Source organism: Bradyrhizobium sp. 190, assembly GCF_023073415.1.
Taxonomy (GTDB): Bacteria; Pseudomonadota; Alphaproteobacteria; order Rhizobiales; family Xanthobacteraceae; genus Bradyrhizobium.
Genome location: NZ_JADPJL010000023.1, coordinates 21671 through 47575 on the forward strand (window position 1 = coordinate 21671; position 25905 = coordinate 47575).

General features: G+C 62.3%; 20 protein-coding genes, 1 tRNA gene and 1 pseudogene. 11 read left to right on the forward strand and 11 right to left on the reverse strand.

Going from position 1 to position 25905, the window contains the following annotated elements; translation table 11 throughout:
• The first annotated feature begins 1 nt into the window (after position 1).
• Together hmgA and fahA are read left to right on the forward strand one after the other, a co-directional pair.
• A complete protein-coding gene (hmgA, locus tag IVB22_RS15065) occupies positions 2-1348 on the forward strand; it encodes a homogentisate 1,2-dioxygenase (protein WP_247518118.1) in 1347 nt (448 codons plus the stop codon).
• Between the two features lie 221 nt (positions 1349-1569).
• A complete protein-coding gene (gene fahA, locus IVB22_RS15070; RefSeq protein WP_247518119.1) occupies positions 1570-2841 on the forward strand; it encodes a fumarylacetoacetase in 1272 nt (423 codons plus the stop codon).
• Positions 2842-2975: 134 nt separating this feature from the next.
• On the opposite strand, the gene IVB22_RS15075 is transcribed toward fahA, so the two are convergent.
• Positions 2976-3287 carry a DUF1272 domain-containing protein gene (locus tag IVB22_RS15075; protein ID WP_247518120.1) on the reverse strand — a complete coding sequence of 104 codons (312 nt, stop codon included), beginning with the start codon at positions 3285-3287 and terminating at the stop codon, positions 2976-2978.
• Between the two features lie 84 nt (positions 3288-3371).
• The gene (locus IVB22_RS15080; protein WP_247518121.1) at positions 3372-3839 is read right to left on the reverse strand and encodes an Lrp/AsnC family transcriptional regulator; all 468 of its coding nucleotides are present in this window, start codon (positions 3837-3839) and stop codon (positions 3372-3374) included.
• A gap of 123 nt (positions 3840-3962) precedes the next feature.
• Here IVB22_RS15080 and hppD point away from each other — a divergent pair, with 123 nt between their 5' ends.
• Positions 3963-5081 carry a 4-hydroxyphenylpyruvate dioxygenase gene (hppD, locus tag IVB22_RS15085; RefSeq protein WP_247518122.1) on the forward strand — a complete coding sequence of 373 codons (1119 nt, stop codon included), beginning with the start codon at positions 3963-3965 and terminating at the stop codon, positions 5079-5081.
• 108 nt (positions 5082-5189) lie between these two features.
• Here hppD and IVB22_RS15090 read toward each other — a convergent pair whose 3' ends face one another.
• The 4 genes from IVB22_RS15090 to IVB22_RS15105 form a co-directional block, all read right to left on the reverse strand.
• Complete coding sequence (locus IVB22_RS15090) at positions 5190-6296, reverse strand: CaiB/BaiF CoA-transferase family protein (RefSeq protein WP_247518123.1); 1107 nt, start codon at positions 6294-6296, stop codon at positions 5190-5192.
• 173 nt (positions 6297-6469) lie between these two features.
• Positions 6470-7270, reverse strand: coding sequence for a xanthine dehydrogenase family protein subunit M (locus IVB22_RS15095; protein ID WP_247518124.1), 801 nt, complete (start codon positions 7268-7270; stop codon positions 6470-6472).
• A gap of 16 nt (positions 7271-7286) precedes the next feature.
• Complete coding sequence (locus tag IVB22_RS15100) at positions 7287-9626, reverse strand: xanthine dehydrogenase family protein molybdopterin-binding subunit (protein WP_247518125.1); 2340 nt, start codon at positions 9624-9626, stop codon at positions 7287-7289.
• Between the two features lie 86 nt (positions 9627-9712).
• A complete protein-coding gene (locus IVB22_RS15105; protein ID WP_247518126.1) occupies positions 9713-10198 on the reverse strand; it encodes a (2Fe-2S)-binding protein in 486 nt (161 codons plus the stop codon).
• A gap of 503 nt (positions 10199-10701) precedes the next feature.
• Here IVB22_RS15105 and IVB22_RS15110 point away from each other — a divergent pair.
• Complete coding sequence (locus tag IVB22_RS15110) at positions 10702-12672, forward strand: methyl-accepting chemotaxis protein (RefSeq protein ID WP_247518319.1); 1971 nt, start codon at positions 10702-10704, stop codon at positions 12670-12672.
• A gap of 142 nt (positions 12673-12814) precedes the next feature.
• Here IVB22_RS15110 and IVB22_RS15115 read toward each other — a convergent pair whose 3' ends face one another.
• The gene (locus IVB22_RS15115) at positions 12815-13168 is read right to left on the reverse strand and encodes a DUF3175 domain-containing protein (protein WP_247518127.1); all 354 of its coding nucleotides are present in this window, start codon (positions 13166-13168) and stop codon (positions 12815-12817) included.
• Positions 13169-13595: 427 nt separating this feature from the next.
• On the opposite strand from IVB22_RS15115, the gene IVB22_RS15120 reads away from it, so the two are divergent.
• From IVB22_RS15120 to IVB22_RS15130, 3 genes are all read left to right on the forward strand, one after another.
• Entirely contained in the window at positions 13596-15065 is a 1470-nt protein-coding gene (locus IVB22_RS15120) for an MFS transporter (protein WP_247518128.1), read from the forward strand.
• 6 nt (positions 15066-15071) lie between these two features.
• A complete protein-coding gene (gene otsB / locus IVB22_RS15125; RefSeq protein WP_247518129.1) occupies positions 15072-15908 on the forward strand; it encodes a trehalose-phosphatase in 837 nt (278 codons plus the stop codon).
• Between the two features lie 197 nt (positions 15909-16105).
• On the forward strand, positions 16106-17566 hold the full coding sequence (locus IVB22_RS15130) for a trehalose-6-phosphate synthase (protein WP_247518130.1): 1461 nt from the start codon (positions 16106-16108) through the stop codon (positions 17564-17566).
• A 9-nt stretch (positions 17567-17575) separates the two neighbouring features.
• Here IVB22_RS15130 and IVB22_RS15135 read toward each other — a convergent pair whose 3' ends face one another.
• Positions 17576-17923 carry a hypothetical protein gene (locus tag IVB22_RS15135; protein ID WP_374207544.1) on the reverse strand — a complete coding sequence of 116 codons (348 nt, stop codon included), beginning with the start codon at positions 17921-17923 and terminating at the stop codon, positions 17576-17578.
• Between the two features lie 197 nt (positions 17924-18120).
• On the opposite strand from IVB22_RS15135, the gene IVB22_RS15140 reads away from it, so the two are divergent.
• Positions 18121-18210 (forward strand) — tRNA-Ser (locus IVB22_RS15140).
• 119 nt (positions 18211-18329) lie between these two features.
• Here IVB22_RS15140 and fabF read toward each other — a convergent pair.
• From fabF to IVB22_RS15155, 3 genes are all read right to left on the reverse strand, one after another.
• Entirely contained in the window at positions 18330-19592 is a 1263-nt protein-coding gene (gene fabF / locus IVB22_RS15145; protein WP_247307411.1) for a beta-ketoacyl-ACP synthase II, read from the reverse strand.
• Between the two features lie 88 nt (positions 19593-19680).
• The gene (locus IVB22_RS15150; RefSeq protein WP_247307367.1) at positions 19681-20532 is read right to left on the reverse strand and encodes an alpha/beta fold hydrolase; all 852 of its coding nucleotides are present in this window, start codon (positions 20530-20532) and stop codon (positions 19681-19683) included.
• Between the two features lie 31 nt (positions 20533-20563).
• Positions 20564-21142 (reverse strand): TetR/AcrR family transcriptional regulator, encoded by a 579-nt coding sequence (locus tag IVB22_RS15155; protein WP_247307369.1) that lies wholly within the window; start codon positions 21140-21142, stop codon positions 20564-20566.
• Positions 21143-21356: 214 nt separating this feature from the next.
• Between IVB22_RS15155 and IVB22_RS15160 the strand changes: the two genes are divergently transcribed.
• The 3 genes and pseudogenes from IVB22_RS15160 to IVB22_RS15170 form a co-directional block, all read left to right on the forward strand.
• The gene (locus IVB22_RS15160; RefSeq protein ID WP_247518131.1) at positions 21357-22466 is read left to right on the forward strand and encodes an efflux RND transporter periplasmic adaptor subunit; all 1110 of its coding nucleotides are present in this window, start codon (positions 21357-21359) and stop codon (positions 22464-22466) included.
• Positions 22466-25576, forward strand: coding sequence for an efflux RND transporter permease subunit (locus IVB22_RS15165; RefSeq protein WP_247518132.1), 3111 nt, complete (start codon positions 22466-22468; stop codon positions 25574-25576). The genes IVB22_RS15160 and IVB22_RS15165 overlap by 1 nt, the downstream gene beginning before the upstream one ends.
• Before the next feature lie 15 nt (positions 25577-25591).
• Positions 25592-25768 (forward strand): annotated as a pseudogene (locus IVB22_RS15170) (helix-turn-helix domain-containing protein); the annotation flags it as partial.
• Positions 25769-25905 lie beyond the last annotated feature (137 nt).

Genomic DNA, 25905 nt, shown 5'->3' on the forward strand with positions numbered 1-25905 from the left:
CATGAATATCAACACCTCGCCTGATGCGATCGTTCGAAGCACCGCGCAGTTGACCCCGGGCTACATGTCCGGCTTCGGCAACAGCTTTGAGACCGAGGCCTTGCCCGGCGCGCTGCCGATGGGACGCAATTCGCCGCAGCGCTGCGCCTACGGGCTCTATGCCGAGCAATTGTCAGGCTCGCCGTTTACCGCGCCGCGCGGCAGCAACGAGCGCTCATGGCTTTATCGCATCCGCCCGTCGGTGAAACATTCGGGGCGCTTTGCCAAAGCCGATGCGGGGCTGTGGCGCACCGCGCCTTGCCATGAATATGAACTGCCGATCGCGCAGCTCCGCTGGGATCCGGCGCCGATCCCTGGGGAGGACATGACCTTCCTGCAGGGCGTGCAGACCATGACCACCGCAGGCGACGCCAATACCCAGGCTGGCATGGCAGCGCATGTCTATCTCATCACCAAGCCGATGGTCGATCAGCATTTCTACAATGCCGACGGCGAGATGATGTTCGTGGCCCAGCAAGGCAATCTGCGCCTCGTCACCGAATTCGGCCGCATCGATATCGAGCCGGGCGAGATCGCCGTCATTCCGCGCGGTGTGAAATTCCGGGTCGAGATTCCGGGCGGCCCGGCGCGCGGCTATCTCTGCGAAAACTACGGCGGCGCCTTCACGCTGCCCGAACGGGGACCGATCGGCGCCAACTGCCTCGCCAATTCGCGCGACTTCCTCACGCCTGTGGCTGCCTATGAAGACAAGGACACACCGACCGAGCTCTACGTCAAATGGGGCGGCTCGCTGTTCAAGACCACGCTGCCGCATTCGCCGATCGATGTGGTGGCGTGGCACGGCAATTACGCGCCCTATAAATACGATTTGCGCACCTTCTCGCCGGTCGGCGCCATCGGCTTCGACCATCCCGATCCCTCGATCTTCACGGTGCTGACCTCACCGTCGGAAACCGCCGGCACCGCGAACATCGACTTCGTCATTTTTCCGGAGCGCTGGGCGGTCGCCGAAAACACCTTCCGTCCGCCCTGGTATCACATGAACATCATGTCGGAGTTCATGGGGCTGATCTACGGCGTCTACGACGCCAAGCCGCAGGGTTTTACGCCGGGCGGCATCTCGCTGCATAACATGATGCTGCCGCACGGCCCGGACCGTCAGGCGTTCGATCACGCCAGCAATGGCGAGTTGAAGCCGGTGAAACTGACCGGCACGATGGCGTTCATGTTCGAGACGCGATACCCGCAGCGCGTCACTGCGCATGCGGCGAAGTCGGCGACCTTGCAGGATGATTACGCGGATTGTTGGAAGGGTCTTGAGAAACGGTTCGATCCGAACAAGCCGTGATCTCTTACCCTCCCGTGGAGGGGTCGAGACGAGCGAAGCTCGCTCTTGGGTCGACGCTCATGAAATGAGCGGCGGGGTGGGGTGACGGTCTCTCCACCTCCAACAGTGCCCGAGTTGAGAGATCACCCCACCCCGCCTCGCATTTCGCTGCGCTCATGCGAGCCGACCCTCCCCCTCCAGGGGAGGGTGAAAGAAAACCGCCAAGCTACATCGGGAAAACCATGCCCCATCCCAACGATCCCAAACTCCGTTCTTTCATCGACGTCGCGCCGACGTCCGATTTCCCGATCCAGAACCTCCCCTACGGCGTATTCTCCGCCAAGGACGGGCTCGCCCCGCGCGTCGGAGTCGCGATCGGCGATTACGTGCTGGATCTCTGGCAGCTCGCACAGGATTGCCGCTTCGATGTCGTCGAGCCGGCGGTGTTTGCCGCCCCCCAGCTCAACCCGTTCATGGCGCTGGGGCCAAAGGTCTGGTCGAGCACGCGGGCGCGGATCAGCGAGCTTTTGCGGCACGATCATCCGGAACTGCGTGACAACGAGAAACTTCGCAAGCGTGCGCTGGTGCCGATGGCCGATGCAAAACTGCACATGCCATTCGCCGTCTCCGGCTACACGGATTTTTATTCGTCGAAGGAGCACGCCACCAATGTCGGCGTGATGTTCCGCGGCAAGGACAACGCGCTGCAGCCGAACTGGCTGCACATGCCGATCGGCTACAACGGCCGCGCTTCCACCGTCGTGGTTAGCGGAACACCAGTGCGCCGTCCGCGCGGGCAATTGAAGCCGCCCACCGCCGACGTGCCGAGTTTTGGGCCGTGCAAGCGGCTCGATTTCGAACTCGAAATGGGCGTGGTCGTCGGCCAGCCCTCGGTGATGGGCGAAATGCTCACCGAGAAGCAGGCCGAAGAAATGATCTTCGGTTTCGTGATCCTGAACGACTGGAGCGCGCGTGACATCCAGCAGTGGGAATATGTGCCGCTTGGGCCGTTCCAGGCCAAGGTATTCGCGACCTCGATCAGCCCATGGGTGGTGACGCGCGAGGCGCTGGAGCCATTTCGATTGCACGGTCCCGCGCAGGACCCGCAGCCGCTGCCCTATCTGCAGCAAATGCAGCCGAACAATTACGACATGCAGCTTGAGGTCGGCTTGCGGGCGGCGCAGATGAATGCGGCCCAAAACATCAGCCGCACCAATTTCAAGTACATGTACTGGTCGTCGGTGCAGCAGCTCGTGCACCATGCTTCAAGCGGCTGCGCCATGAATGTCGGCGATCTCTTGGGGTCCGGCACCATCTCGGGCCCGGAAAAGGATCAGCGCGGCAGTCTTCTGGAGATTAGCTGGAACGGCACCGAACCGGTGGAGCTGGCCACGGGCGTGAAACGGACGTTCCTGGAGGACGACGATTCGCTGGTGATGCGCGGCTGGTGTCAGGGCGATGGCTATCGTGTCGGCTTCGGCGAAGTCGAGGGGACGATTCTGGCGGCGGAGTGACTGTCTCCGTCATTGCGAGATTCGTAGTTGCCGTAGGGTGGGCAAAGGAGCGAAGCGACGTGCCCACCATCCATCACCGATCGAGCCGTAAGATGGTGGGCACGCTTCGCTTTGCCCACCCTACGGCATTTTGCTCATCTATCCTGCGGCGGAATATCCCTGAGCCTCGCCGAATGCGCGGCAGTATCCTCCACGCTGTACTTCAAATGCACCCGCTTGTCTGACGGCAACTGTTTGGTAACGCACACGCCGGGCCGCCGCTCGGTCGCGGGCCGGATCGGCCGCCGCTCAAAGCCGCCACCGCAGTTCGGGCAGACATTGTGCAGCTTGGTATCGACGCAGTCCGCGCAGAACGTACATTCGTAGGAGCAGATCCGCGCGTCCGTCGCGTTCGGCGGCAGGTCCTTGTCGCAATATTCGCAGTTCGGCCGGAGTTGCAGCGCCATCGTCGCCTCGTGGTCTGATTCCGCGAGATCATCGCAAATCGGAGGGAAAACGCGAATGCCAAATTTCCCTCGAATTGGGCCATGTCAGGATTTGAGCGGCAACCTCGCGCTCTCCTTCAGCCGGTCCAGCACGATCGACGAGCGCACATGCGCCACGCTCTGGTGCGGCATCAGCACGTCGTTGACGAGGCCGGAGAGATCCTTGAGGTCGCGCAGCACCACCTTCAAGACATAATCGGCGTCGCCGGTCAGCGAGTAGGCCTCCTGGATATCGTCGACCCGGTTGACCAGCTCACGGAATTTTTTGGCGTTGTCGGGCGAATGCGTCGCCAGCGTGATGTGGATGAAGGCGATCAGGTTGAAGCCGAGGGCTTCGCCGGCGAGGTCGGCGTGATAGCCCGCGATCACCTTTTCCTCTTCCAACCGCATCCGCCGCCGCGAACACTGCGAGGCCGACAGGCCGACGAGGTCGGCGAGCTGCTGGTTGGTCAGCCGGCCGTCGTCCTGCAGGGCGGCGAGCATTTTGAGGTCGAACGCGTCTACGGATATCATGCGGAAACCACCGCTTTCATGCACGGATCGTGCAACATAATAGCTGAACACAGGCCCGTTTGCATACACTTTGCAGCCGTTTCGACGGATATTGATCCAGATCAATTTTCGGGAGATTCCGCCATGGGTCCGTTTCCGCATGACGCGCCGGCCGCCACCATCAGCGCCGACAATCCGATGGGCACCGACGGCTTCGAATTCGTCGAGTATGCCCACCCGAAGCCTGAAGAGCTGCACGCGCTGTTCAAGCTGATGGGATATGCGCCGGTCGCCCGCCACAAGACCAAAAAGATCACGGTCTATCGCCAGGGCGACATCAACTATCTTGTCAACGAAGAACCCGGCACCCACGGTCATGGCTTCGTCGCGGCGCATGGGCCTTGCGCGCCGTCGATGGCGTTTCGCGTGGTCGATGCGCAGCAGGCTTATGAGCGGGCACTTTCGCTTGGTGCGGAGCCCGCCGATATTTCTTCCGCGCAGAGGACGCTCGACGTTCCCGCCATCAAGGGCATCGGCGGCAGCGTGCTCTATTTCGTCGATCGCTACGGCGCCAAGGGATCGGCCTATGACATCGAGTTCGAATGGCTGGATGCCAAGGACCCACGTCCCGCCGGCGCGGGGCTGTATTACATCGATCACGTCACCCACAACGTCCATCGCGGCCGCATGGACGTCTGGACCGGCTTCTACGAAAAACTGTTCAATTTCCGCCAGATCCGCTTCTTCGACATCGAGGGCCGCGCTTCCGGCCTGTTGTCCCGCGCGCTGACCAGCCCCGACGGCAAGATCCGGATTCCGATCAACGAGGATGCCGGCGATTCCGGACAGATCGAGGAGTATCTCAACATCTATCGCGGCGAGGGCATTCAGCACATCGCCTGCGGCGCGCGGGATATCTACGCTACCGTCGAGACATTGCGCGCAGATGGTTTGCCGTTCATGCCGGCACCGCCGGATACCTATTTCGAGAAGATCGACGCGCGCCTGCCGCAGCATGGCGAGGACGTCGCCCGCCTGCAGCGCGACGGCATTCTGATCGACGGCGAGGGCGTCGTCGAAGGCGGCCACACCAAGGTGCTGCTGCAGATCTTTTCGGCGAACGCGATCGGGCCGATCTTCTTCGAGTTCATCCAGCGCAAAGGCGACGACGGATTCGGCGAGGGCAATTTCAAGGCGCTGTTCGAATCGATCGAGGAGGATCAGATTCGCCGGGGTGTATTGAAGGTGGGGAACGCAGCGTAGAGGTTTGTAGGGTGGGCAAAGCGAAGCGTGCCCACCATCTAGCTCTATCGGAACGATGGAATGGTGGGCACGGCGCAAGTGCGCCTTTGCCCACCCTACGAATCTATCTTATCTCTTCCACGCGCTCGTGAGTTCACCGATATTCGCCGTCACCGGCTCGCGGATCGCCGACGGCGTGCGTGAGAAACGCGGCGCGGGCGCGGGCTGAGTTACGCCGTGGCGCTCGACAAACACCTTGCGCGCCGCCATGTGCGGATGATCAGGCGCTTCCGCCATGGTCAGGATCGGCGCGAAGCAGATGTCGGTGCCTTCCATGATCTTGCACCAATCCTCGCGCGACTTGCTCCTGAATACCTTCGTCAGCTTTTCCTTCAGCGCCGGCCACGCCTTGCGGTCCATCTGCGCATCGAAGTCGGCGTCGGTCAGGTCGGCATGCTTGCGCAGCAGCGCGTAGAATTGCGGCTCGATCGAGCCGATCGAAATGAAGTTGCCGCAGGAGCACTCATAGACGCCGTAGAAATGCGCGCCGCCATCGAGAAAGTTCTGGTCGCGGCCCTCGGTCCAGCGCCCCATCGCGCGCATGTCGAAGAACATCGACATCAGCGATGCCGCGCCGTCGCACATCGCGGCGTCGACCACCTGGCCCTTGCCGGACTTCGAGGCTTCAAGCATGGCGGCAAGCACGCCGACCACGAGATAGAGCGCACCACCGCCGAAATCGCCGACGAGGTTGAGCGGTGGCACCGGCTTTTCCTTCGTCCCGATGGCGGCAAGCGCGCCGGTGATCGAGATATAGTTGATGTCGTGACCGGCGGCGTTAGCAAGCGGGCCTTCCTGGCCCCAACCGGTCATGCGGCCATAGACCAGCTTTGGATTGCGCGCGAGCACGACGTCCGGGCCGAGGCCGAGACGTTCCATCACGCCGGGCCGGAAACCTTCGATCAGCGCATCCGCACCGGCAAGCAGGTCGAGGACCTGCGCGATGGCAGCTTTATCCTTCAGATCGAGCTCGATCACCTTGCGACCGCGCACCGCGACCGCCTTCAGGTTCTTAGCCGCGCCGACGCGGTCAAGCGTAACGACCTCGGCGCCCATATCCGCCAGCAGCATGCAGGCGAAGGGACCGGGACCTATGCCGGCGAATTCGACGATGCGGAAACCGGCGAGCGGGCCGGAGGTGCGGGTATCGGATTGGGGGGCTGGTTTGTCGAGCACGTTTTTTCTCTCCCAAGGGCGGCGTCGCAGGAAGCGTCTTAATTAGTTGATTAGCTAATTTGTCCCGCCGAAGCGAGACCGTTGCAAGCTTCTTTTCCCGAGAATCGGACCAAATGCGAAAGCGGCGCGCATTGCTGCGCGCCGCTCGCATCAAAGTTGCGTTCAGGCGCTGATCAGCCCGCCGCGGTTACCGCCCGCTGTGCCATTACCCTCACAAGATTGGCACGGTAATCCGAAGTTCCATGGATATCGCTCATCAAATCGTCGGCGGAAACCTTGACGCCGTCGATCGCGCCCGCCGACCAGTTCGCCTTCAGCGCCGCTTCGATCGCCGACACCCGCATGACGCCATCTTGCGACGCGCCAGTCGCCGCGACCCTGACGTCACCCGCCTTGGTCTTGGTCACGAACACGGCGGTCAGCGCGAAACGCGAGGCTGGCTGCCGCATCTTGGCATAGCCCGCCTTTGCCGGGATCGGGAACGACACGGCGGTGATGATCTCGCCGTCCTCAAGCGCCGTCGTGAACAGGCCCTTGAAGAAATCATCCGCCGATATCGAACGCTTGTTGGTCTTGACCGTCGCACCAAGCGAAACCAGGGCTGCGGGGAAATCCGCCGCCGGGTCGTTATTGGCGATCGAGCCACCAATCGTGCCGCGATGGCGCACGGCGGGATCGCCGAGAATCGAGGTGAGGTAGGCGATCGCGGGGATCGACTTTTTCACATCTGCGCTTTGCATGATGTCGAAATAGGTCGTGGCCGCCTTGATCGTCAGCGTGTCACCCGACGCTTCGATGCCGACCAGCTCCTTGATCTTGCCGAGATCAATCACATCGGAAGGCGAAGCCAGCCGCTGTTTCATCACGGGGATCAGCGTGTGGCCGCCGGCCAGATATTTCGAGTCCGAACCCTTGGCGAATGTCGCAGCGGCTTCGTCGACCGAGGAAGGGCGGTGGTAAGTGGTCTGGTACATGGTGTGTCCTCCCTCGTTAGCCGTGGATCGCATGCCAGACGCGATCCGGCGTCGCAGGCATTTCGAGTTTGTTGTTGCCGATCGCGTCCGTGATGGCGTTGATCACGGCAGCGGAAGCACCGATCGCCCCGGCTTCGCCGCAACCCTTGACGCCGAGCGGATTGCCCGGACACAGCGTCGTGGTGTGCGACAGCTTGAACGACGGCAGGTCGTCGGCGCGTGGCATGGCATAATCCATGAACGACGCCGTCAGGAGTTGACCCGATGAGTCGTACACCGCGTTTTCCAGCAGCGCCTGGCCGATGCCCTGGGCGAGACCGCCATGGACCTGGCCTTCGACGATCATCGGATTGATCAGCCGCCCGAAATCATCCGCCGCCACGAAGTTGACGAAGGAGGTCTTTCCGGTCGCGGAATCGACTTCCATTTCGCAGATATAGGCGCCGGCCGGGAAGGTGAAGTTGGTCGGGTCGTAGAACGCGCCTTCCTTCAGGCCCGGCTCCATGCCGTCGGGCAGGTTGTGCGCGGTATAGGCGGCGAGCGCGACCATCGGCAGCGCGATCGACTTGTCGGTGCCGGTGACCTTGAACTCGCCGTTCTCGATGACGATGTCGTTTTCGGACGCCTCGAGCTGATGTGCCGCGATCTTCTTGGCCTTGGCTTCGACCTTTTCCATCGCCTTCAGGATCGCCGTGAGACCGACGGCGGCCGAGCGCGAGCCATAGGTGCCCATGCCGAACTGCACTTTATCGGTGTCGCCATGGACGATCTGCACCTGGCTGATCGGAATGCCCAGGCGTTCGGCGATGAGCTGGCAGAAGGTCGTCTCATGACCCTGGCCGTGGCTGTGCGATCCCGTCAGGACTTCGATGGTACCGACCGGATTGACGCGGACTTCGGCGGATTCCCATAGACCCACGCCGGCGCCGAGACTGCCGACGGCCTTTGACGGCGCAATGCCGCACGCTTCGATGTAGCAGGAGACGCCGATGCCGCGGAGTTTGCCCTCGGACTTGGCTTTCGCCTTGCGGCCTGCGAAGCCCGCATAATCGATCGCCTTCATCGCCGCATCGAGCGAGGCATTAAAGTCGCCGATATCATAGGCCATGATCACGGGCGTCTGATGCGGGAACTGCGTGATGAAGTTCTTGCGGCGCAACTCTGCCGGATCGACCTTCAACTGCCGCGCCGCGGTTTCCATCAATCGTTCCACCACGAAACTTGCTTCGGGCCGGCCCGCGCCGCGATAGGCGTCGACCGGCACGGTGTTGGTGTAGACGCTGATCACTTCGGCGAAGATGTTGGGGATGTTGTACTGGCCCGACAGCAGCGTCGCATAGAGATAGGTCGGCACGGAGGAGGAGAACAGCGACATGTAGCCGCCGAGATTGGCGTAGGTCTTGACCCGCAAGCCCGTGACCTTGTTGTCCTTGTCGAGCGCCATCTCCGCCTTGGTGAGGTGGTCGCGGCCATGGGCGTCGGTCAAAAAGGCCTCGGTGCGGTCGCCGGTCCACTTCACGGGACGGCCGACCTTCTTGGAAGCCCAAAGCGCCACCATCTCCTCAGGATAGATGAAAATCTTCGAGCCGAAGCCGCCGCCGACGTCGGGCGCCACCACGCGTAGTTTGTGCTCCTGCGCGATGTTGTAGAACGCCGACAGCACGAGGCGAGCGACATGCGGATTCTGCGAGGTCGTGTAGAGCGTGAAATGCTCTTCCGGCTCGTTATATTCCGCGATCGCCGCGCGCGGCTCCATCGCATTCGGCACCAGCCGGTTGTTGGTGATGTCGAGCGAGACCACATTGGCCGCGGACTTGAAGGCGGCATCGGTCGCGCCCTCGTCGCCGATGACCCAGTCATAGATCACGTTGCCCGGGGCTTCCGGGTGCAATTGCGGCGCGCCCGGCGCGATCGCGGCGCGAATGTCCGGAACGGCGGGCAATTCCTCGTAATTGACGACCACGGCCTCGGCCGCGTCCTTGGCCTGGTTCTTGGTCTCGGCGACCACGACCGCGACCGCCTGGCCGACGAAACGCACGGTCTCCGGCGCCATCGCCGGCCATGCGCCCATCTTCATGCCGGTACCATCCTTGGAGGTAATGGCCCAGCCGCAGATCAGATTGCCGATCTTGTCGTCCACGAGTTGCTGGCCGGTCAGCACGCCGACCACGCCCGGCATGTTCATCGCCGCCGACGTGTCGATGCTCTTGATCTTGGCATGCGCATGCGGGCTGCGGATGAAGTGCGCGTGGGTCATGCCCACCAGCTTGATATCGTCGACGTAACGGCCCTTGCCGGTAATGAAACGGCGGTCTTCCTTGCGCACGACGCTTGCGCCAATGCCTTCAACGCCCATGTCCTGTCCTCCCAACCGGAGTTATTGTTTCCGCCATTTCCATCGAAACGCGGTGCCGAATTCGAAAAATTGCTGGCCGGCGGCTTCTATTCCGCCGCCTGAGCGACCTTCATGCGCCCGGCCGCATCGAGCACCGCCTTGACGATGTTGTGGTAACCGGTGCAGCGGCAGATGTTGCCTTCCAGCTCCTGCCGGACGGTTTCCTCGTCGAGCGCGCCGCTGTGGCGGTGCACAATATCGATCGCCGACATGATCATGCCCGGGGTGCAGTAGCCGCACTGCAGGCCGTGATTATCGCGGAACGCCGCCTGCATGGGGTGCAGTTCGTCGCCTTTGGCGATGCCTTCGATGGTGGTGACGTTCGAGCCCGCCGCCTGGCCGGCCAGCACGGTGCAGGATTTTACCGCCCGGCCGTCGATATGGACCACGCAGGCGCCGCACTGGCTGGTGTCACAGCCGACATGGGTGCCAGTCAGGTTCAAATGGTCGCGCAGGAGATGGACGAGCAGGGTCCGGTCTTCGACTTCGGCCGAGACGGCCTTGCCGTTCACGGTCAGCTTGACTGTAGACACGCGTGGTACCTCCCGATGTTTTATAATTATTCCAATTAGAAACACGGGAGAGGGAACTTGCAACTAGGATTTTGGGTGGGGCTGTCATTGTGATGACATTCGCTGGCGCGCAGCGACTCGCGGTGCGAATTTTCTTACCCTCCCCTGGAGGGGGAGGGTCGGTTCGCATGGAGCGAAGCGAAATGCGAAACGGGGTGGGGTGATCTCTCCACTCGGGCACTGTTGGATGTGGAGAGACCGTCACCCCACCCCGCCGCTTCGCGTCGACCCACGAGCGAGCTTCGCTCGTCTCGGACCCCTCCAGGGGAGGGTGTAAGCACCCCCTTGCCAACCTTTCCCGAGTTTACCCACCCTTATCCATTCTGCCTTAAGTTTGCGCACCGGATCGGGGGCTGGGCCTCCGATGCCTGTTTTTCAGAACGAAAACGGGGTGTGACGTGCGATTCTTTAAGCGTAGCGGCTCGTCTTTCAAGCTCCCAACCCTGCGGTTCCGTGCCAAGATCATGCTCGGCTTTGCCGTCGTGCTGGCGATTTCGGCCGCCAGCTTGGGGTTCGCCTATCTCGGATTCGAACGTGTTTCCGCCGGCGTGGATTCCTACCGGCGCAGCGTGCTGGAGGCGGATCTGTCGCGCGATATCGACCGCGAACTGATCTCCTATCGCTCGCTCGCCCGCTATTTCGTGGCGACCGGAAAGGAAGAGGACGGCAAGGTGGCGCTGACCGCGGAAGCCAGCCTGAAGGACGCGATCACGGCCTCGATGAAGGCAACCACCAACTCGACACGGCTTGAGCAGATCGTAAAGCTGGAGCGGGAATTCCGCACCTTCACCAAGATTTTCGCCGACATCCTCAAGGTCAAGGACGAGAGCGCGCGCATCGCGCAAAACCAGCTCACGCGCACCGGCAACTCGCTGCGTTACAAGCTCGACGATCTCCCGAGTAATGCCGAGGATGACGAAATGCCGGTGATCACGCTCGGGACGAAGAAGGTGACCGAGCAGTTTCAGGCGGTGACCGCGCTCGCCAATACTTTCTTAGTCAATTCGGATAAGACGGTCGCAGCCAGTGCATTGGCGCGCCTGAAATTTGTCGAGAACTCGCTGAAGGCGATTTCGTCGAAAAACGAAAAGATCCTTGAGGGGATCAAGGAAGTCGGGGGAATGCTGGAGGAATACCGGGCGTCGCTCGCCAAGCTGATCGATAATGCCAAGGAGATCGATGAGCTGACGCTGGAAATGACGGAATCGGCCGCCGCCATCAACAAGGGCTCGGGCGCGATGAAGTCGGACTTGCTGGCCGATCAGAAACGGCTCGAAGCCGAATCGGATGAGACCATCGGCGAGACCGAACGGCTGATCGCAATCCTCGCCGCCGGCGGCTTCCTGCTCGGCTGCGCCTGGGCCTTCTTCCTCGGCAAGGGCATTTCCAGGCCGATGACGGCGATGTGCAACGCGATGCGCAAACTCGCCAGCGGCAATTTCGAAGTCGTGCTGCCTGGTCTTGGCCGCAAGGACGAACTCGGCGAGATGGCGAGTGCGGTCGAGGAGTTCAAGATTCAGGCTATTGCGCGCGCCGAGCGCGACGCCGCCACCCAGGAAGCGCAGAACAAGGCGGCGAGTGCCGCACGCCGCGCCGAACTCATTCGTTTCGCCGACGAATTCGAGGCGGCGGTTGGCGCGATCGTTGCCAACGTGTCCTCGTCAGCCGTACAGCTCGAGTCGGCGGCGGGCACACTCACGCGGACCGCGGAGACCACCCAGAGCCTGTCGAGCCAGGTTGCCGGCGCCTCGGAAGAAGCCTCCACCAACATGCAGTCGGTAGCGTCAGCGACCGAGGAGCTGTCGGCCTCCGTCGACGAGATCAGGCGGCGCGTCAAGGAATCCAGCCAGATCGCGGAGGCGGCCGTCCGTCAGGCCGAACAGACCGACGGACGGATCGGCAAGCTGTCGCGCGCCGCGCAGGACATCGGCGACGTCGTCAAGCTGATCACGGCGATTGCGGAGCAGACCAATTTGCTGGCGCTGAACGCCACCATCGAGGCCGCCCGCGCCGGCGATGCCGGCCGCGGCTTTGCCGTGGTCGCCTCTGAAGTCAAGTCGCTCGCCAGCCAGACTGCGAAAGCGACCGACGAGATCTCCAATCACATCTCGGGCATGCAGGGCGCGACGCAGGAATCGGTCGCCGCGATCAAGGAGATCGGCGGCACCATCGGAAAGATCTCCGACATCGCCTCGACGATCGCGAGCGCCGTCGAGCAGCAAAGCTCGGCGACGCAGGAAATCGCGCGCAGCGTCCAGAACGTCGCGCAAGGCACGCAGGAGGCCGCAACCAACGTCATGCACGTCAATCGCGGCGCGACCGAAACCGGCGCGGCTTCCGAGGAAGTGCTGAATTCGGCACGCACGCTGTCGAGCGAAAGCACGCGCCTCCGCGAAGAGCTCGACCGCTTCATGGCGAATATCAGGGCGGCGTAGAGCGCATCCATCGCTGTCGCCCCTGCGTTCGCAGTGTGTTGATCTCGTAGGGTGGGCAAAGGAGCGTCAGCGACGTGCCCACCATCGAGCACCGAACGCTCACCCAAATGGTGGGCACGCTTCGCTTTGCCCACCCTACGGACTACTCCCTCCCGAACTGATGCTTCAGCTCGACCTTCGCGCGCTCCAGTCGAGCGCGCTGGGTCTTCGGCAAAGTCTTTCCGGCGCGATTGATGTAGAACGTCAGCATCGACAGCGCCGAACGATAGGCGCCCGACTTGCGGCGCGAACTGTGTTCCGCGGAGCGCTTCAGCGATGCCGCGATTTTCCTCGCGCTGGTTGGCTTGAAGACGCCGCGCTTCAGATCGAGCGCGTCGCTTTCCCGTGTCACGCGTTGCGACCATCGCTTTGGCGAAGATTTCTTCGCGGTTGTCGTACGGCTGCTTTTGCGGGCCGCGGTCTTCCGTGGGCGTGTGGTCTTCCGGCGTTCGGCCATGGTCGACTCCATTGCTGTTTTGCCGAAAACAGTCGCCCGATCGTTCTGTTCCCTTGTCGTTTTTCGAACTGCGGTAACAGTCTGGCAGACGCCTTCGTAGGATGGGTAGAGCGAAGCGAAACCCATCCTACGAACTACTCGAAACATAAACTCGGAACTCTCCTCGTCATGCGAGAAGCGAAAGCGACGAGCAATCCATCGCTCCGCTACTTCGAGTGGGTTGTGCAACGACGTCGGTGCCGCGGCGAGCTATGCAATTTAGCTATGCAAATGCCCGCGGAACCCCGATCATCCCAGAGCGTTATTTTCGTGTCGGGCATCATGTTTGCCGCAATTTGACGTGAAAACCCTGGGGCTGGGGCGTTCCGGGGTGTTTTTTCATTGGTCCAATCGGATGGTTCCGAAAGCAATACGGCACGGTGCGGCAATGGGTGAGAGTGCCACCATTTCCGCAACGGCCAAGCACGATAACGACGGCGTCATCGAGACCAGCATCCCTGCGCGGCTCGATAGCCTGCGCTGGGGCGGCTTTCATACCCGCGTGGTGACTGCGCTCGGCGTCACCTGGATACTGGACGGGCTGGAAGTCACGCTTGCGGGCGCGCTGTCGGGCGCGCTGAAGGAAAGCCCGACGCTGCAATTTTCGAACTTCGATGTTGGCCTCGCCAACAGCGCCTACCTCGCGGGCGCCGTGCTGGGCGCTCTCGGTTTCGGCTGGCTGACGGACCGGATCGGACGCAAGAAACTGTTTTTCATTACGCTCGCGCTCTATCTCACCGCGACCGCAGCCACCGCGCTGTCGTGGAATTTGGCGAGCTATGCGCTGTTTCGCTTCCTGACCGGGGCGGGGATCGGTGGCGAATACACCGCGATCAATTCGACGATCCAGGAACTGGTGCCGGCGCGCTATCGCGGCTGGACCGACCTCGTGATCAACGGCAGCTTCTGGATCGGGGCTGCGATTGGCGCGGTCGCCGCCATCGTGCTGCTCGATCCCAAGGTGCTCGCTCCGGATCTCGGCTGGCGGATGGCCTATTTGATCGGCGCCGCGCTCGGCCTGATCGTCTTCGTGATGCGGATGTGGATTCCGGAAAGCCCGCGCTGGCTGATGATCCATGGCCGGCCCGAAGAGGCGCACGCGATCGTCGACGATATCGAGAGGGCAGCTACGAGACATTCGGATCATCCGGCCGATGAGGTGTTCCCGAAGGTCAGGTTGAAGATGCGCACCCACACCCCGCTTGGAGAAGTGGCGCGAACGCTGTTCACGACTTACCGGCAGCGTTCGCTGGTCGGGCTGGTGCTGATGGTCTCGCAGGCGTTTTTCTACAACGCCATCTTCTTTACCTTCGCGCTGATACTGACCGATTTCTTCGGCATCCCGGCAAATGATGTCGGCTGGTACATCCTGCCCTTCGCGGCAGGTAATTTCCTGGGACCGCTGTTGCTCGGCCGCCTGTTCGACACGCTGGGCCGGCGCATGATGATCACGGTGACCTATGGCGTCTCGGGCATTTTGCTCGCGCTGTCGGGCTATCTGTTCTCGATCGGCGTTCTGACGGCGCAGACCCAGACCATCGCCTGGATGGTGATCTTCTTCTTTGCCTCGCCGGCGGCAAGTGCGGCCTATCTCACCGTCAGCGAGACGTTTCCGCTGGAGGTGCGCGCCCTTGCAATTGCTCTGTTTTACGCGATCGGAACGGGCATTGGCGGCGTGGCGGGACCGGCCCTGTTCGGCGCCCTGATCGATACCGGATCGCGCAACAGCGTTTTCGTAGGTTACCTGTTCGGGGCGGCATTGATGATCGTGGCCGCTGCCGTCGCGTGGCGGTATGCCGTTGCGGCCGAGCGCAAGTCGCTCGAATCTGTCGCACGGCCGCTCGCATTTGTGGAGTAGGATGAGATGAACGAGGATCTCTTGGAAATGCCATTGGAAGAAGATATCGTCCGTGAAGACGACGCTGCGCCGGAAACCGTTCCGGTGCCGAGTTCGCTGGTGCCGCATTTGAGCGAAACCGCGATCCTGCTCGACGTAGACGGCACGCTGCTCGATCTGATGCCGACGCCGCGCGAAGTCTGGGTGCCGCCGGGCCTGGTGAAGACCTTGAATCGCCTGCTGGTGCGAACCAACGGCGCGCTGGCGCTGGTCAGCGGACGCTCGCTCAACGACATCGACCTGATCTTCGCGCCTGATCAATTCCCGGCCGTCGGCGGTCATGGCGCCGAGATGCGGATCGAGCCGGATAGCGAGTCAGTGGATGCCCATGCGCCGCCGATGGACAAGGAATTGAAGCGCCGACTGGCCGCGATCGCAAAGCTCAGCCCGGGAATATTGCTGGAAGACAAGGGCTATTCGCTGGCGCTGCATTATCGCCTCGCGCCGCACGCCGAGAAGGCGATCTATGCCGCGGTGTCGCTGATCAGGGCCGATCTTCCCAACGCGCCGATCGAGGTGCTGCCGGGCAAATGCGTCTGCGAGATCAAGCATTCCGGATTCACCAAGGCGACCGGTGTGCACGAACTGATGACGCGCGAACCTTTCAAGGGCCGCCGGCCGTTCTTCATCGGCGACGACGTCACCGACGAGACCGTCTTTGCAATCATGCCTGATCTCGATGGTCTCGCCTTCTCCGTCGGCCGCCGCGCCAAGGGCGTCGCCGGACACTTCGATGCTCCCAGCGATGTCAGGGAATTCCTTACACACCTGCTTGATGACGAAAGGGACGCATCGCTGCCATAATGTTTTTCGTCTCGTCGGCTTTCGAACATAGATTCTCGCGCTTGATGCCGAGGTTCGCGGTAAATTTTATTTTTCGTGAGTTCCGGTGAGTTCCTGCACGCGCTAGCCCGAATTTGGTTTCAATTCGTTGAAAGGGTGATCAGGAACCATATTGATGAACGGTTGTTAACGCGAGCGAACCAACAGGAGGGGACTTGGTGAACCTCGTCGTCGTCTCAAACCGCGTTTCGCGCGGAAAACCCAACGAACCCATGACGGGGGGACTCGCGGCGGCGCTATTGCCGATCGTCGAGAAGTCGGGCGCGATCTGGGTCGGTTCCAGCGGACGGGTCCGCGACGGGAACCAGAAGGAACCGTTTGCAGAAGTCGAGGCTCTTGGCGCCGGCGCGCTGGCGATGCTGGACCTGCCGGCCGCGCATTACGGCGGCTATTACGAAGGCTTTGCGAATTCCGCTTTGTGGCCGGCGTTGCATTCGCGCGCCGATCTGATCCGCGCCACGCAGGAGGACTACCTCAGCTATCGCGAAGTGAACGCCTTCATGGCGCGCGCGCTGTTGCGATTCCGAAAGACGGATTCCGCGTTCTGGATTCAGGACTACCATTTCCTCGCGCTCGGCGCCGAACTGCGCGATCTCGGCGTCACCGAGCCGATCGGCTTCTTCCTGCACACGCCGTGGCCGTCGCGTTCGGTGATCGGCGGCGTGCCGCATCATCGCGAGCTGATCGAGGCGATGCTGGCCTATGATCTCATTGGTTTCCAGACCGACGAGGATTGCGAGAACTTCCTGTCTTACGCGCAGTCCGACCTCGGCCTCGTCGTGCATGGCGGCGTCGTCGTTTCGCGCTACGGCCGGACGCGCGCCGCGGTATTTCCGATCGGCATCGATCCCGGGCAGTTCGCCCAGTTGGCGGCGAAGGCGTCGACCCATCCTGATGTCTCGCGGCTGCGTCGCAGCTTGAACGGCGAGAAGCTCGCGATCGGCGTCGACCGGCTGGATTATTCCAAGGGTCTGATCAACCGCATCAAGGCTTTCGACCGGATGTGGACCCTGCATCCGTCGCTGGCGCGCACGGCGTCGCTGCTGCAGATCGCGACGCCCTCGCGCGGCGCGATCGAGGCCTACGGCAATCTGCAGAGCGAGGTCGCGAGGTTAGTCAGCGACGTCAACGGTACGCATGGCGAGGTCGACTGGACGCCGATCCGCTATCTCAACAAGGGCTACGGCCAGGCCGTGCTTGCGGGACTCTATCGCACCGCGCAGGTCGGCGTGGTGACGCCGCTCCAGGACGGCATGAATCTCGTCGCCAAGGAATATGTCGCCGCGCAAAACCCGGTCGACCCCGGCGTGCTCGTGCTGTCGAAATTCGCCGGCGCCGCCAACGAACTCGACACCGCGCTGCTGGTCAATCCGCACGATATCGACAGCATGGCGCGCACGATCGCGATCGCGCTGTCGATGCCGCTGACCGAGCGGCGGATGCGCTGGGAAGCGATGATGGCCAAGCTGCGCGGCCACACGATCCAGCAATGGTTCGCTGATTTCACCGATGCGCTGCGCGAATGCCAGCTCGACAGGGAAGAACTGGCGCCTGTGGTGACCGAGCCCGCGCTATGGCCGGTTCGCTCCGCCACCAATGGCGGCGCGCGGTATCATTAGCAATATCCGCTAATAGCAGTACGACACGCCATCCAGCACCGGGCAACGCGCCTTGTTCGGCGCGCTCGGATTTTCCATCGGCACGTAACCGCCCTTGCCGTTACCGGCGAACACGCCGGGGCCGATCACGACCGATGACTTGTTGCCGATGATGACGCTCGGGTGCGGCGAGGCCAGCCTCGATCGCGAGCCATCGGCCCAGACGATGGAGTCACCTGCAAAGATTCCGCGCCGGCCGTCGTCACAGCTCACATCCACGCCCTGCTTGGTGCAGGCCTGCGCCATTGCCGGGCTGGCGGCGGCCCCCGCAAACGCCGAAATCAGAATCGAGAGCAAGAGCGTCCGCGCGATCATTATTCCGTCCTCCACCGATGAGGTTGCCGCTTATCGTCGCCGATCGTGGCGGTATTCCGGTTCAAGGGCCGACAAAGCGCCAATTATCTGGGGCCGGGCGATCAAAATTGCCAAATAAATTCAACGAATTGGGGAAATTTTGGCGGCCGCGCCCGGCGTCCCTTGCAAAATCAGTGCTGCCCCTTCAAGAGAGGGCCTCCGGAGAGATGGCCGAGTGGCTTAAGGCGCACGCTTGGAAAGCGTGTGTGCGGGAAACCGTACCGTGGGTTCGAATCCCACTCTCTCCGCCATTTGCACGATTTTGTGCGCCAACCTACGATCTTCTACGATCCTAACCGGCGCCGTCGAGCGCCTATGAGGCCGTGTCGGCCATCTCCTGGATCGTTCCCACGCGAGTTGAGTGACCCCCTCATTGCCAACGTCGAAAGATGACGCTCGCGTTGACACCCCCGAAGCCGAATCCGTTGGAAATCGCATGCTCCATCGGCATGCGCCTTGCCTCGCGGGCCACGATGTCGACGCCCTCGGCCGCCGTGTCCGCATTGTCGAGATTGAGAGTGGGCGGCGCCACTTGGTCCCGCAGCGCGAGGATCGTGAAGATTGCTTCGGCTCCGCCGGCTGCGCCGAGCAGATGACCCGTTGCCGATTTGGTGGCGCTCACGGCAATTTTTCCGTCGCGGCCGAACACGGCTTTGATCGCTTCCAGTTCGGAAACGTCGCCAACCGGCGTCGAGGTGGAATGGGCGTTGAGGTGCTGGATATCACCGGGCCTGAGGCTAGCCTGCCGCAACGCCCCTTCCATGGCACGGCGCGCGCCGTCGCCGTCTTCGGGTCCTGACGTGATGTGGTAGGCATCGGCCGTCGTGCCATAGCCGACGATTTCGGCGAGCGGTTTGGCGCCGCGGCGGATCGCATGCTCCAATTCTTCAATGACGAGGATACCGGCACCTTCGCCCATGACGAAGCCATCGCGGTCGCGATCGAACGGGCGGGAAGCACGCGCTGGCGTTTCGTTGAAGCTTGTCGAAAGGGCGCGGGCAGCGGCGAAGCCGCCGAGGCTCACGAGATCGATGCAGGCTTCCGAGCCGCCGCAAACCGAAACGTCGGCTTCTCCGGCCCGGATGAGGCGTGCGGCATCGCCGATCGCTTGCACGCTTGCGGCGCAGGCTGTGACTGGTGTACCGACCGGCCCCTTGAAGCCATAGCGGATCGAGATATGACCGGCCGCGAGATTTGCGAGGAAGGACGGAACGGTGAAGGGCGAGAGGCGCCTCACGCCGCGCTGATCGGTGGTGCGAACCGCCTCGACGATTGCCGGGAAGCCTCCGATGCCCGATGCGATCACGGTTGCGGTGCGCTCCATGGAATGCGCGTCTGAAGGAATCCAGGCTGCCTGTGCAATGGCCTCGGACGCGGCGGCGAGGGCGAACAGGATGAAGCGATCCATCCTCCGCTGATCCTTGGGAGGAACGACCATGTCCGGATCGAAGCCTCCATCTGGGTCGTCGGTCTTCGTCGGAACGATTCCAGCGACTCGTGCGGGAAGGACGGCCGCCCATTCAGGGAGCGTGGCGAGTCCCGAGCGAGCCGAGAGCAACCGCGACCATGCTAGCTCACTGCCACAGCCCAGCGGTGATACCAATCCCACTCCCGTAACGACGATGCGACGCATGATCATATGACCTTCGAGGGGCTAGGCTCCGCCAGCTCTGCCAAAAGTGCCTGAAATAGCCGCGCACTCCTGTGTTTGATCATTGAGGTCATTCCGTCGCCAGTATCACGCGAGCCAGCTCCGACGGATTCTCGACAGCTGAGAAGTGGCCGGTATTTTCCAGCGTCACCATCTGCGCGGCAGGGATCAGCGACCGCGTGCGTTCGCGCTCATCTGTTCGAGACCAGTCGCTATCGCCATAAATGAGCGTCACTGGCGCCGAGATCTGCCGATAGTAATCCCGTGCTTTGCTCCAGGATCGCCAGCCTGCCAGCACCTTGCGTGCGATCCGCTTGTATCCCGGGCGGTGGGCTACTTCATCGAACTCAGCGAGCAGATCGGCCGGTAGTTTGCGGGGGTCGTGATATCCGCCGCCCATGATCTTGCCGAGGATCATCCTGTTTTCGAGCGAAGCATTGATCGCGCCAAGCACCGGGATCTGCAAACTTCCGATGATGAAATTTGCGAACCAGTTGCCCCGTCGAATACCGTCACCATAGCGGGTCTCGTAGTCGTATGGGTTGATCGCAAAGACACGCTTCATCCGCTGCGGAAGCGACGCCGCCACCGTGAGGGCCAATGCGCCGCCGATCGACTCGCCGACGACCGTGAGTGCCGAGAGGTCTAGTTCCTCGATGAAGCGAATGACGGCCTGCCTGAAGTCGGGTTCGTCGAAGCTCGCGCTCGGATCTATTGGTGAGTGGCCGTGGCCCGGGAGGTCAATGGCGTACACCGTGTGCGATCTGGCGAGTAGGGGCGCAAGACTGCGGAAATATTCGAGCTGCGTCCGGATCGTATGTATGAGGAGCAGCGGAGGCCCGCTGCCGGTCTTTTGAAAGCGTACGCTTAGCGTATCCGATATCTTCAGCAAACTTGGCTTGGCTTCAGTCATGCTGAGCATTCGATCTCTCCGTGCTTTGAAGGGCGCGCTTTCAAGCGGAAGCGGCGTCGCGAACCTGTTCGGCCGCGGCATCCAAAAGCGCTTGAGCCAGATCGGGGTCGTTGACGACGCGCGATAGCGTCACCGCGCCGACCATCGTCGCGAGAATGGCCATGGCCTTGCCGCGGGAGGCCTCGTCGCCGGTTCCTGCGAGGAAGCGGCCGAGCACGTCGAGGTGCGCCTTGATTCCCGCTTCGAATTCCGCCTTCACGTCGGGGCCCTGTCGGGCGGCATCTGAACCGAGCGCCACGATGGGGCAGCCGTCCATCTTTTCTCCGCGATGGTCGCCGCTGAGGTAAAACGCGATCACCGCGCCAAGTGGATCATCAGGATTTGCCGCGGCCGCGTCCGACCATCGGCCGGACGCGCTCTCCAATGCCCGCCTGGACGCCTCTACCGCCAAATCCTCTTTTGAGCTGAACTGCTTGTAGAAGGCGCCTTGGGTTAGCCCGGCCCCCTCCATCAGATCCTTGAGGCCGATGCCATCAAAACCGCGCTCCCTGAAGAGGCGGCTCGCCACATTGATCACGGCTTGGCGGTTCTCCGCGGCTTGAATGCGACTCACCCGCATCTTGGACCTCCATTTGGATTTCGGTCGAACTCTATAACTCAGATAGAGTGCGAACGCAATCTAACAAGCGGCGCGGCGCTGAATCCGACGTTTCCGGGTAGAAAAGACCGGCTTTCCCAGATCACATTCCCGTCAGCGCCCCAATTTAGATTGCGATCGAGCTCTAAATGGCCTATTAGAGTTCGATCGAACTCTAAGCGGCTGGGAGATGGCAATGAAAAAGAGCAGACTTTTGGTCTTGGCAGGTATCGCGATCGCCGCGTCCGGAGCAGCCGTCATCGCTACTCTTGTCATTCCCGCCCACGAAGCTTCCGCGGCGCGCGACCCGAGGCAGGAACCGCCGATGGTCAGCCTGGTAACGGCCGCGCGGGTGAGCGGATCCGAACGCGGTTTCACCGGGACCATAGGCGCGAGGGTGGAAAGCAATCTGGGTTTTCGCGTCGCCGGCAAGATCGTTGAGCGGCTTGTGAACGTCGGCGAGCAGGTAAAAGCCGGTCAGCCGCTGATGCGGATCGACGAAACCGACCTCCGCCTTGCGCTTACGGCGAAGCGCAACGCCGTCGCCGTCGCGCGTGCGTCTGTCGTTCAGACCGACGCCGATGAGCGGCGATACGCAAACCTCGTGAACGACGGATGGACTTCCAAGCAGCGCTACGAGCAGGCGAAGGCCGCGTCGGATACAGCCAATGCGCAACTCGCCGCGGCTGAAGCCGAAGCTCGGGTCGCCGAGAATCAGGCGACCTATTCCGTCCTGATGGCGGACGCCGACGGAACGGTCACCCAAACGCTTGGTGAGCCGGGACAAGTAGTCTCCGCCGGCCAGACCGTCGTTCGGCTTGCCCAGGCCGGCCCCCGCGAAGCGGTGGTCGCGCTTCCCGAAACCATCCGTCCGGCGATCGGCTCGGTGGCCGAAGCCAGCATGTATGGGAGCGATGGCCGCCGCTACACGGCACATCTCCGGCAGTTGTCGGATTCCGCCGATGCCCAGACCCGCACCTATGAGGCCCGCTATGTGCTCGACGGTGAGGCCGCCGCGGCCCCGCTTGGAGCGACCGTCACCATTCGGCTTGCGAGCAAGGAGACGCAGCCGGAAGTCCAGGTGCCGCTAGGGGCTGTGCTCGACGACGGACGAACGACCGGCGTTTGGGTCTTCGACAGCGCTGCCTCGACCGTACACTTCCGGCCCGTCAAGCTCACACGCCTGACCAGCGAATCCGCCGTGATCTCCGGATTGAGCTCTGATGATCGGGTTGTTTCTCTCGGCGCTCATCTCCTGCAGGAGGGCGCTCGCGTCAGGACTGCGTACGAAAACAGGAGCAACTGATGAGCTTCAATCTTTCCGCGATCGCCGTTCGCGAACGAGCCGTCACCCTGTTCTTCATCATCCTGCTGGCCGCCGCGGGCGCCTATGCCTTCCTCATGCTTGGGCGGGCGGAGGACCCCTCCTTTACCATCAAGACCCTGACGGTCACCACCGTTTGGCCGGGCGCGACGGCACGCGAGATGCAGGACCAGGTCGCCGAGCCCCTGGAGAAGCGGCTTCAGGAACTGACCTGGTACGACCGGGTGGAGACGACCACGCGGCCCGGTTATGCGTACATGACGGTTACGCTCAAGGACAGCACGCCGCCATCGAGCGTGCAGGAGGAGTTCTACCAGGCCCGCAAGAAGCTGGGAGATGAAGCGCGCAAGCTGCCCTCTGGCGTGCTCGGCCCCTTCGTCAACGACGAATATTCCGACGTGAGCTTCGCCCTTTATGCCCTCAAGGCGAAGGCCATGCCGATGCGCGAACTCGCCAGGCAAGCCGAGACCATTCGGCAGGATCTCCTGCACGTGCCCGGCGTCAAGAAGATCAACATCCTCGGTGAACGTCCCGAACAGATATTCATCGAGTTTTCCTATGCCAAACTGACAACCCTCGGCGTATCGGCACCGGATATTGTTGCCGCCCTGCAGCGGCAGAACACGGTCACACCGGCGGGCTCGATCGACACCAAGGGACCGCAGGTCTTCATCCGGGTCGATGGCGCTTATGACAGCGTTCAGGCGATCGCCGACACGCCGATCGTCGCTGCCGGTCGGACGCTGAAACTCTCCGACATCGCCGAAGTCCGCCGCGGTTACGAGGATCCTCCTACCTACCTCATCCGACACCAGGGCGAGCCCGCCGTCATGCTGGCTGCGGTTATGCAAGAGGGCTGGGATGGCCTCGCGCTCGGCAAGGCGCTGGAAGCGAGGTCCGCAGCTATCTCTCGCACGCTGCCGCTCGGGATGACGCTGGCCAAGGTCAGCGACCAGGCCGTCAACATCACCTCGGCGGTTGACGAATTCATGATGAAGTTCGCGATGGCGCTCGGCGTCGTGCTGCTGGTGAGCCTGCTCAGCCTCGGCTGGCGCGTCGGCATCGTTGTCGCGGCCGCCGTCCCTCTGACGCTCGCCGTCGTGTTCCTCATCATGCTGGAGACCGGCCGGTTCTTCGATCGTATCACGCTCGGCGCCCTCATCCTGGCGCTTGGTCTTCTCGTCGACGATGCCATCATCGCCATCGAGGTGATGGTGGTGAAAATGGAAGAGGGCATGGATCGCCTATCGGCGGCGGCTTATGCGTGGAGCCACACTGCGGCACCCATGCTGTCCGGGACACTCGTGACGGTCGCCGGGTTCCTGCCGGTGGGCTTTGCCCGCTCGACGGCCGGCGAATACGCCGGCAACATCTTCTGGGTCGTGGGATTCGCCCTCATCGTCTCCTGGATCGTCGCGGTGATCTTCACGCCCTATCTCGGCGTCAAGATGCTGCCCGCTATCAAGCCGATCGAAGGCGGTCACCACGCGATTTACGGCACACCGAACTATCGGCGCCTGAGAGGGCTCATCACCTTCGCCGTGCGCCACAAGTTCGTAACCAGCGGCATCGTCGCCATCGCTTTCGCGGTTTCCGTCGTGGGCATGGGCGCCGTCGAGCAGCAGTTCTTCCCGACGTCCGACCGCCCCGAAGTGCTGGTGGAGGTTCGCCTGCCGGAAGGCACCAGCATCGAGACGACGACCGCTACAGTCGAGAAGCTCGAACGCTGGCTGCACGACCAGTCGGAGGCCAAGATCGTCACGAGCTATGTCGGTCAGGGCGCTCCCCGATTCTTCTTCGCGATGGCGCCGGAGCTGCCTGACCCGGCCTTCGCCAAGGTCGTCGTACTTACACCGGATGCGGAGGCGCGCGAGGCCTTGAAGCAACGGCTCCGAGAGGCGGTGTCACAGGGCCTTGCACTTGAGGCCAATGTGCGCGTCACCCAGCTCGTGTTCGGACCCTATACGCCGTTCCCGGTGGAGTTTCGGGTGATGGGGCCTGATCCCGCGCAATTGTACGCCATCTCTCAAAAGGCCCTCGCTGTCATGCGCGGCGTACCCGATGTGCGGCAAGCGAACCGCGATTGGGGCAATCGCACGCCCGTGCTCCGCTTCATCCCGGATCAAGATCGACTGAACCTCATCGGCCTTTCGCCAGCCGAGGTGGGCCGGCAACTCCAGTTCCTGCTCACTGGCGTCACGGTCACGCAGGTCCGCGAGGACATTCGCAATGTCCCCATCGTGGCACGCAGCGCCGGCGGCGAGCGGCTGGATCCGACGCGTCTGGCGGACTTCTCACTGATGAGCAGGGACGGTCGCCAGATCCCGCTCGACCAGGTCGGCCATTCGGAAATCCGATTTGAAGAGCCGATCATGAAGCGCCGCGATCGCACACCCCTCGTCACGATTCGCTCTGACATCAATGAGGCGACCCAACCTCCGGAGGTCTCCAAGGAGATCAAGACCGCCCTTCAGCCGCTGATCGCTTCGCTTCCGGCCGGCTATCGTATCGAACTGGGTGGATCGATCGAGGAGGCAACCAAGGCCAATGACGCATTGGCGACGATCTTTCCCGCCATGATCGCCGCCATGCTGATCGTCATCATGCTGCAGGTGCGATCGTTCTCGACGATGGCCATGGTCGTGCTGACGGGACCGCTGGGCCTCGTCGGCGTCGTGCCGGTGCTGCTCGCCTTCAACCAGCCCTTCGGATTCAATGCCATTTTGGGCCTGATAGGACTGGCGGGCATCCTGATGCGGAATACGCTGATCCTGACCGAACAAATCAAGGAGAACCGTGCTGCCGGCCTCGATGACTATCACGCCGTCATCGAGGCCACGGTGCAACGCACGCGGCCGGTGATTCTGACCGCGCTCGCAGCTGTGCTGGCCTTCATCCCCCTCACGCATTCCGTGTTCTGGGGATCGATGGCCTACACGTTGATCGGCGGCACGGCGGTCGGGACGGTCCTGATTCTGCTGTTCCTTCCCGCACTTTATGCTGCGTGGTTTCGGATCAAGCCCACTGCAGATCAGGTCCATCAGAACTCGACGGAGGAACGGGAATTACGACCAGCATTGGCTGCCGAATAAGGCTCCGTCCAATCGATGAACCGTCCGGTCCGAACGGGAGAGGATTCCGACGAGGCCCGCGCGAGGATACTGGAAGCAGCGGAGAAGCAGTTTCGCCGCGTGGGTTACCATAGGACCTCGGTGGCCGACATCGCCGCTCAACTCGGCATGAGTCCGGCCAACATCTACCGTTTCTTTCCCTCCAGGGATGCGAGGCGCAACGGGCGCACGGACGAGCCAATTAATGGTAGCGAGGACCGTAGGCGCCCACCTGCCGAGATGAAAAACAGCTTGGAGATCAATGGGGATTGACTGACTCTCTCTCCGCCATTTCTACGCTACAGTTCTTT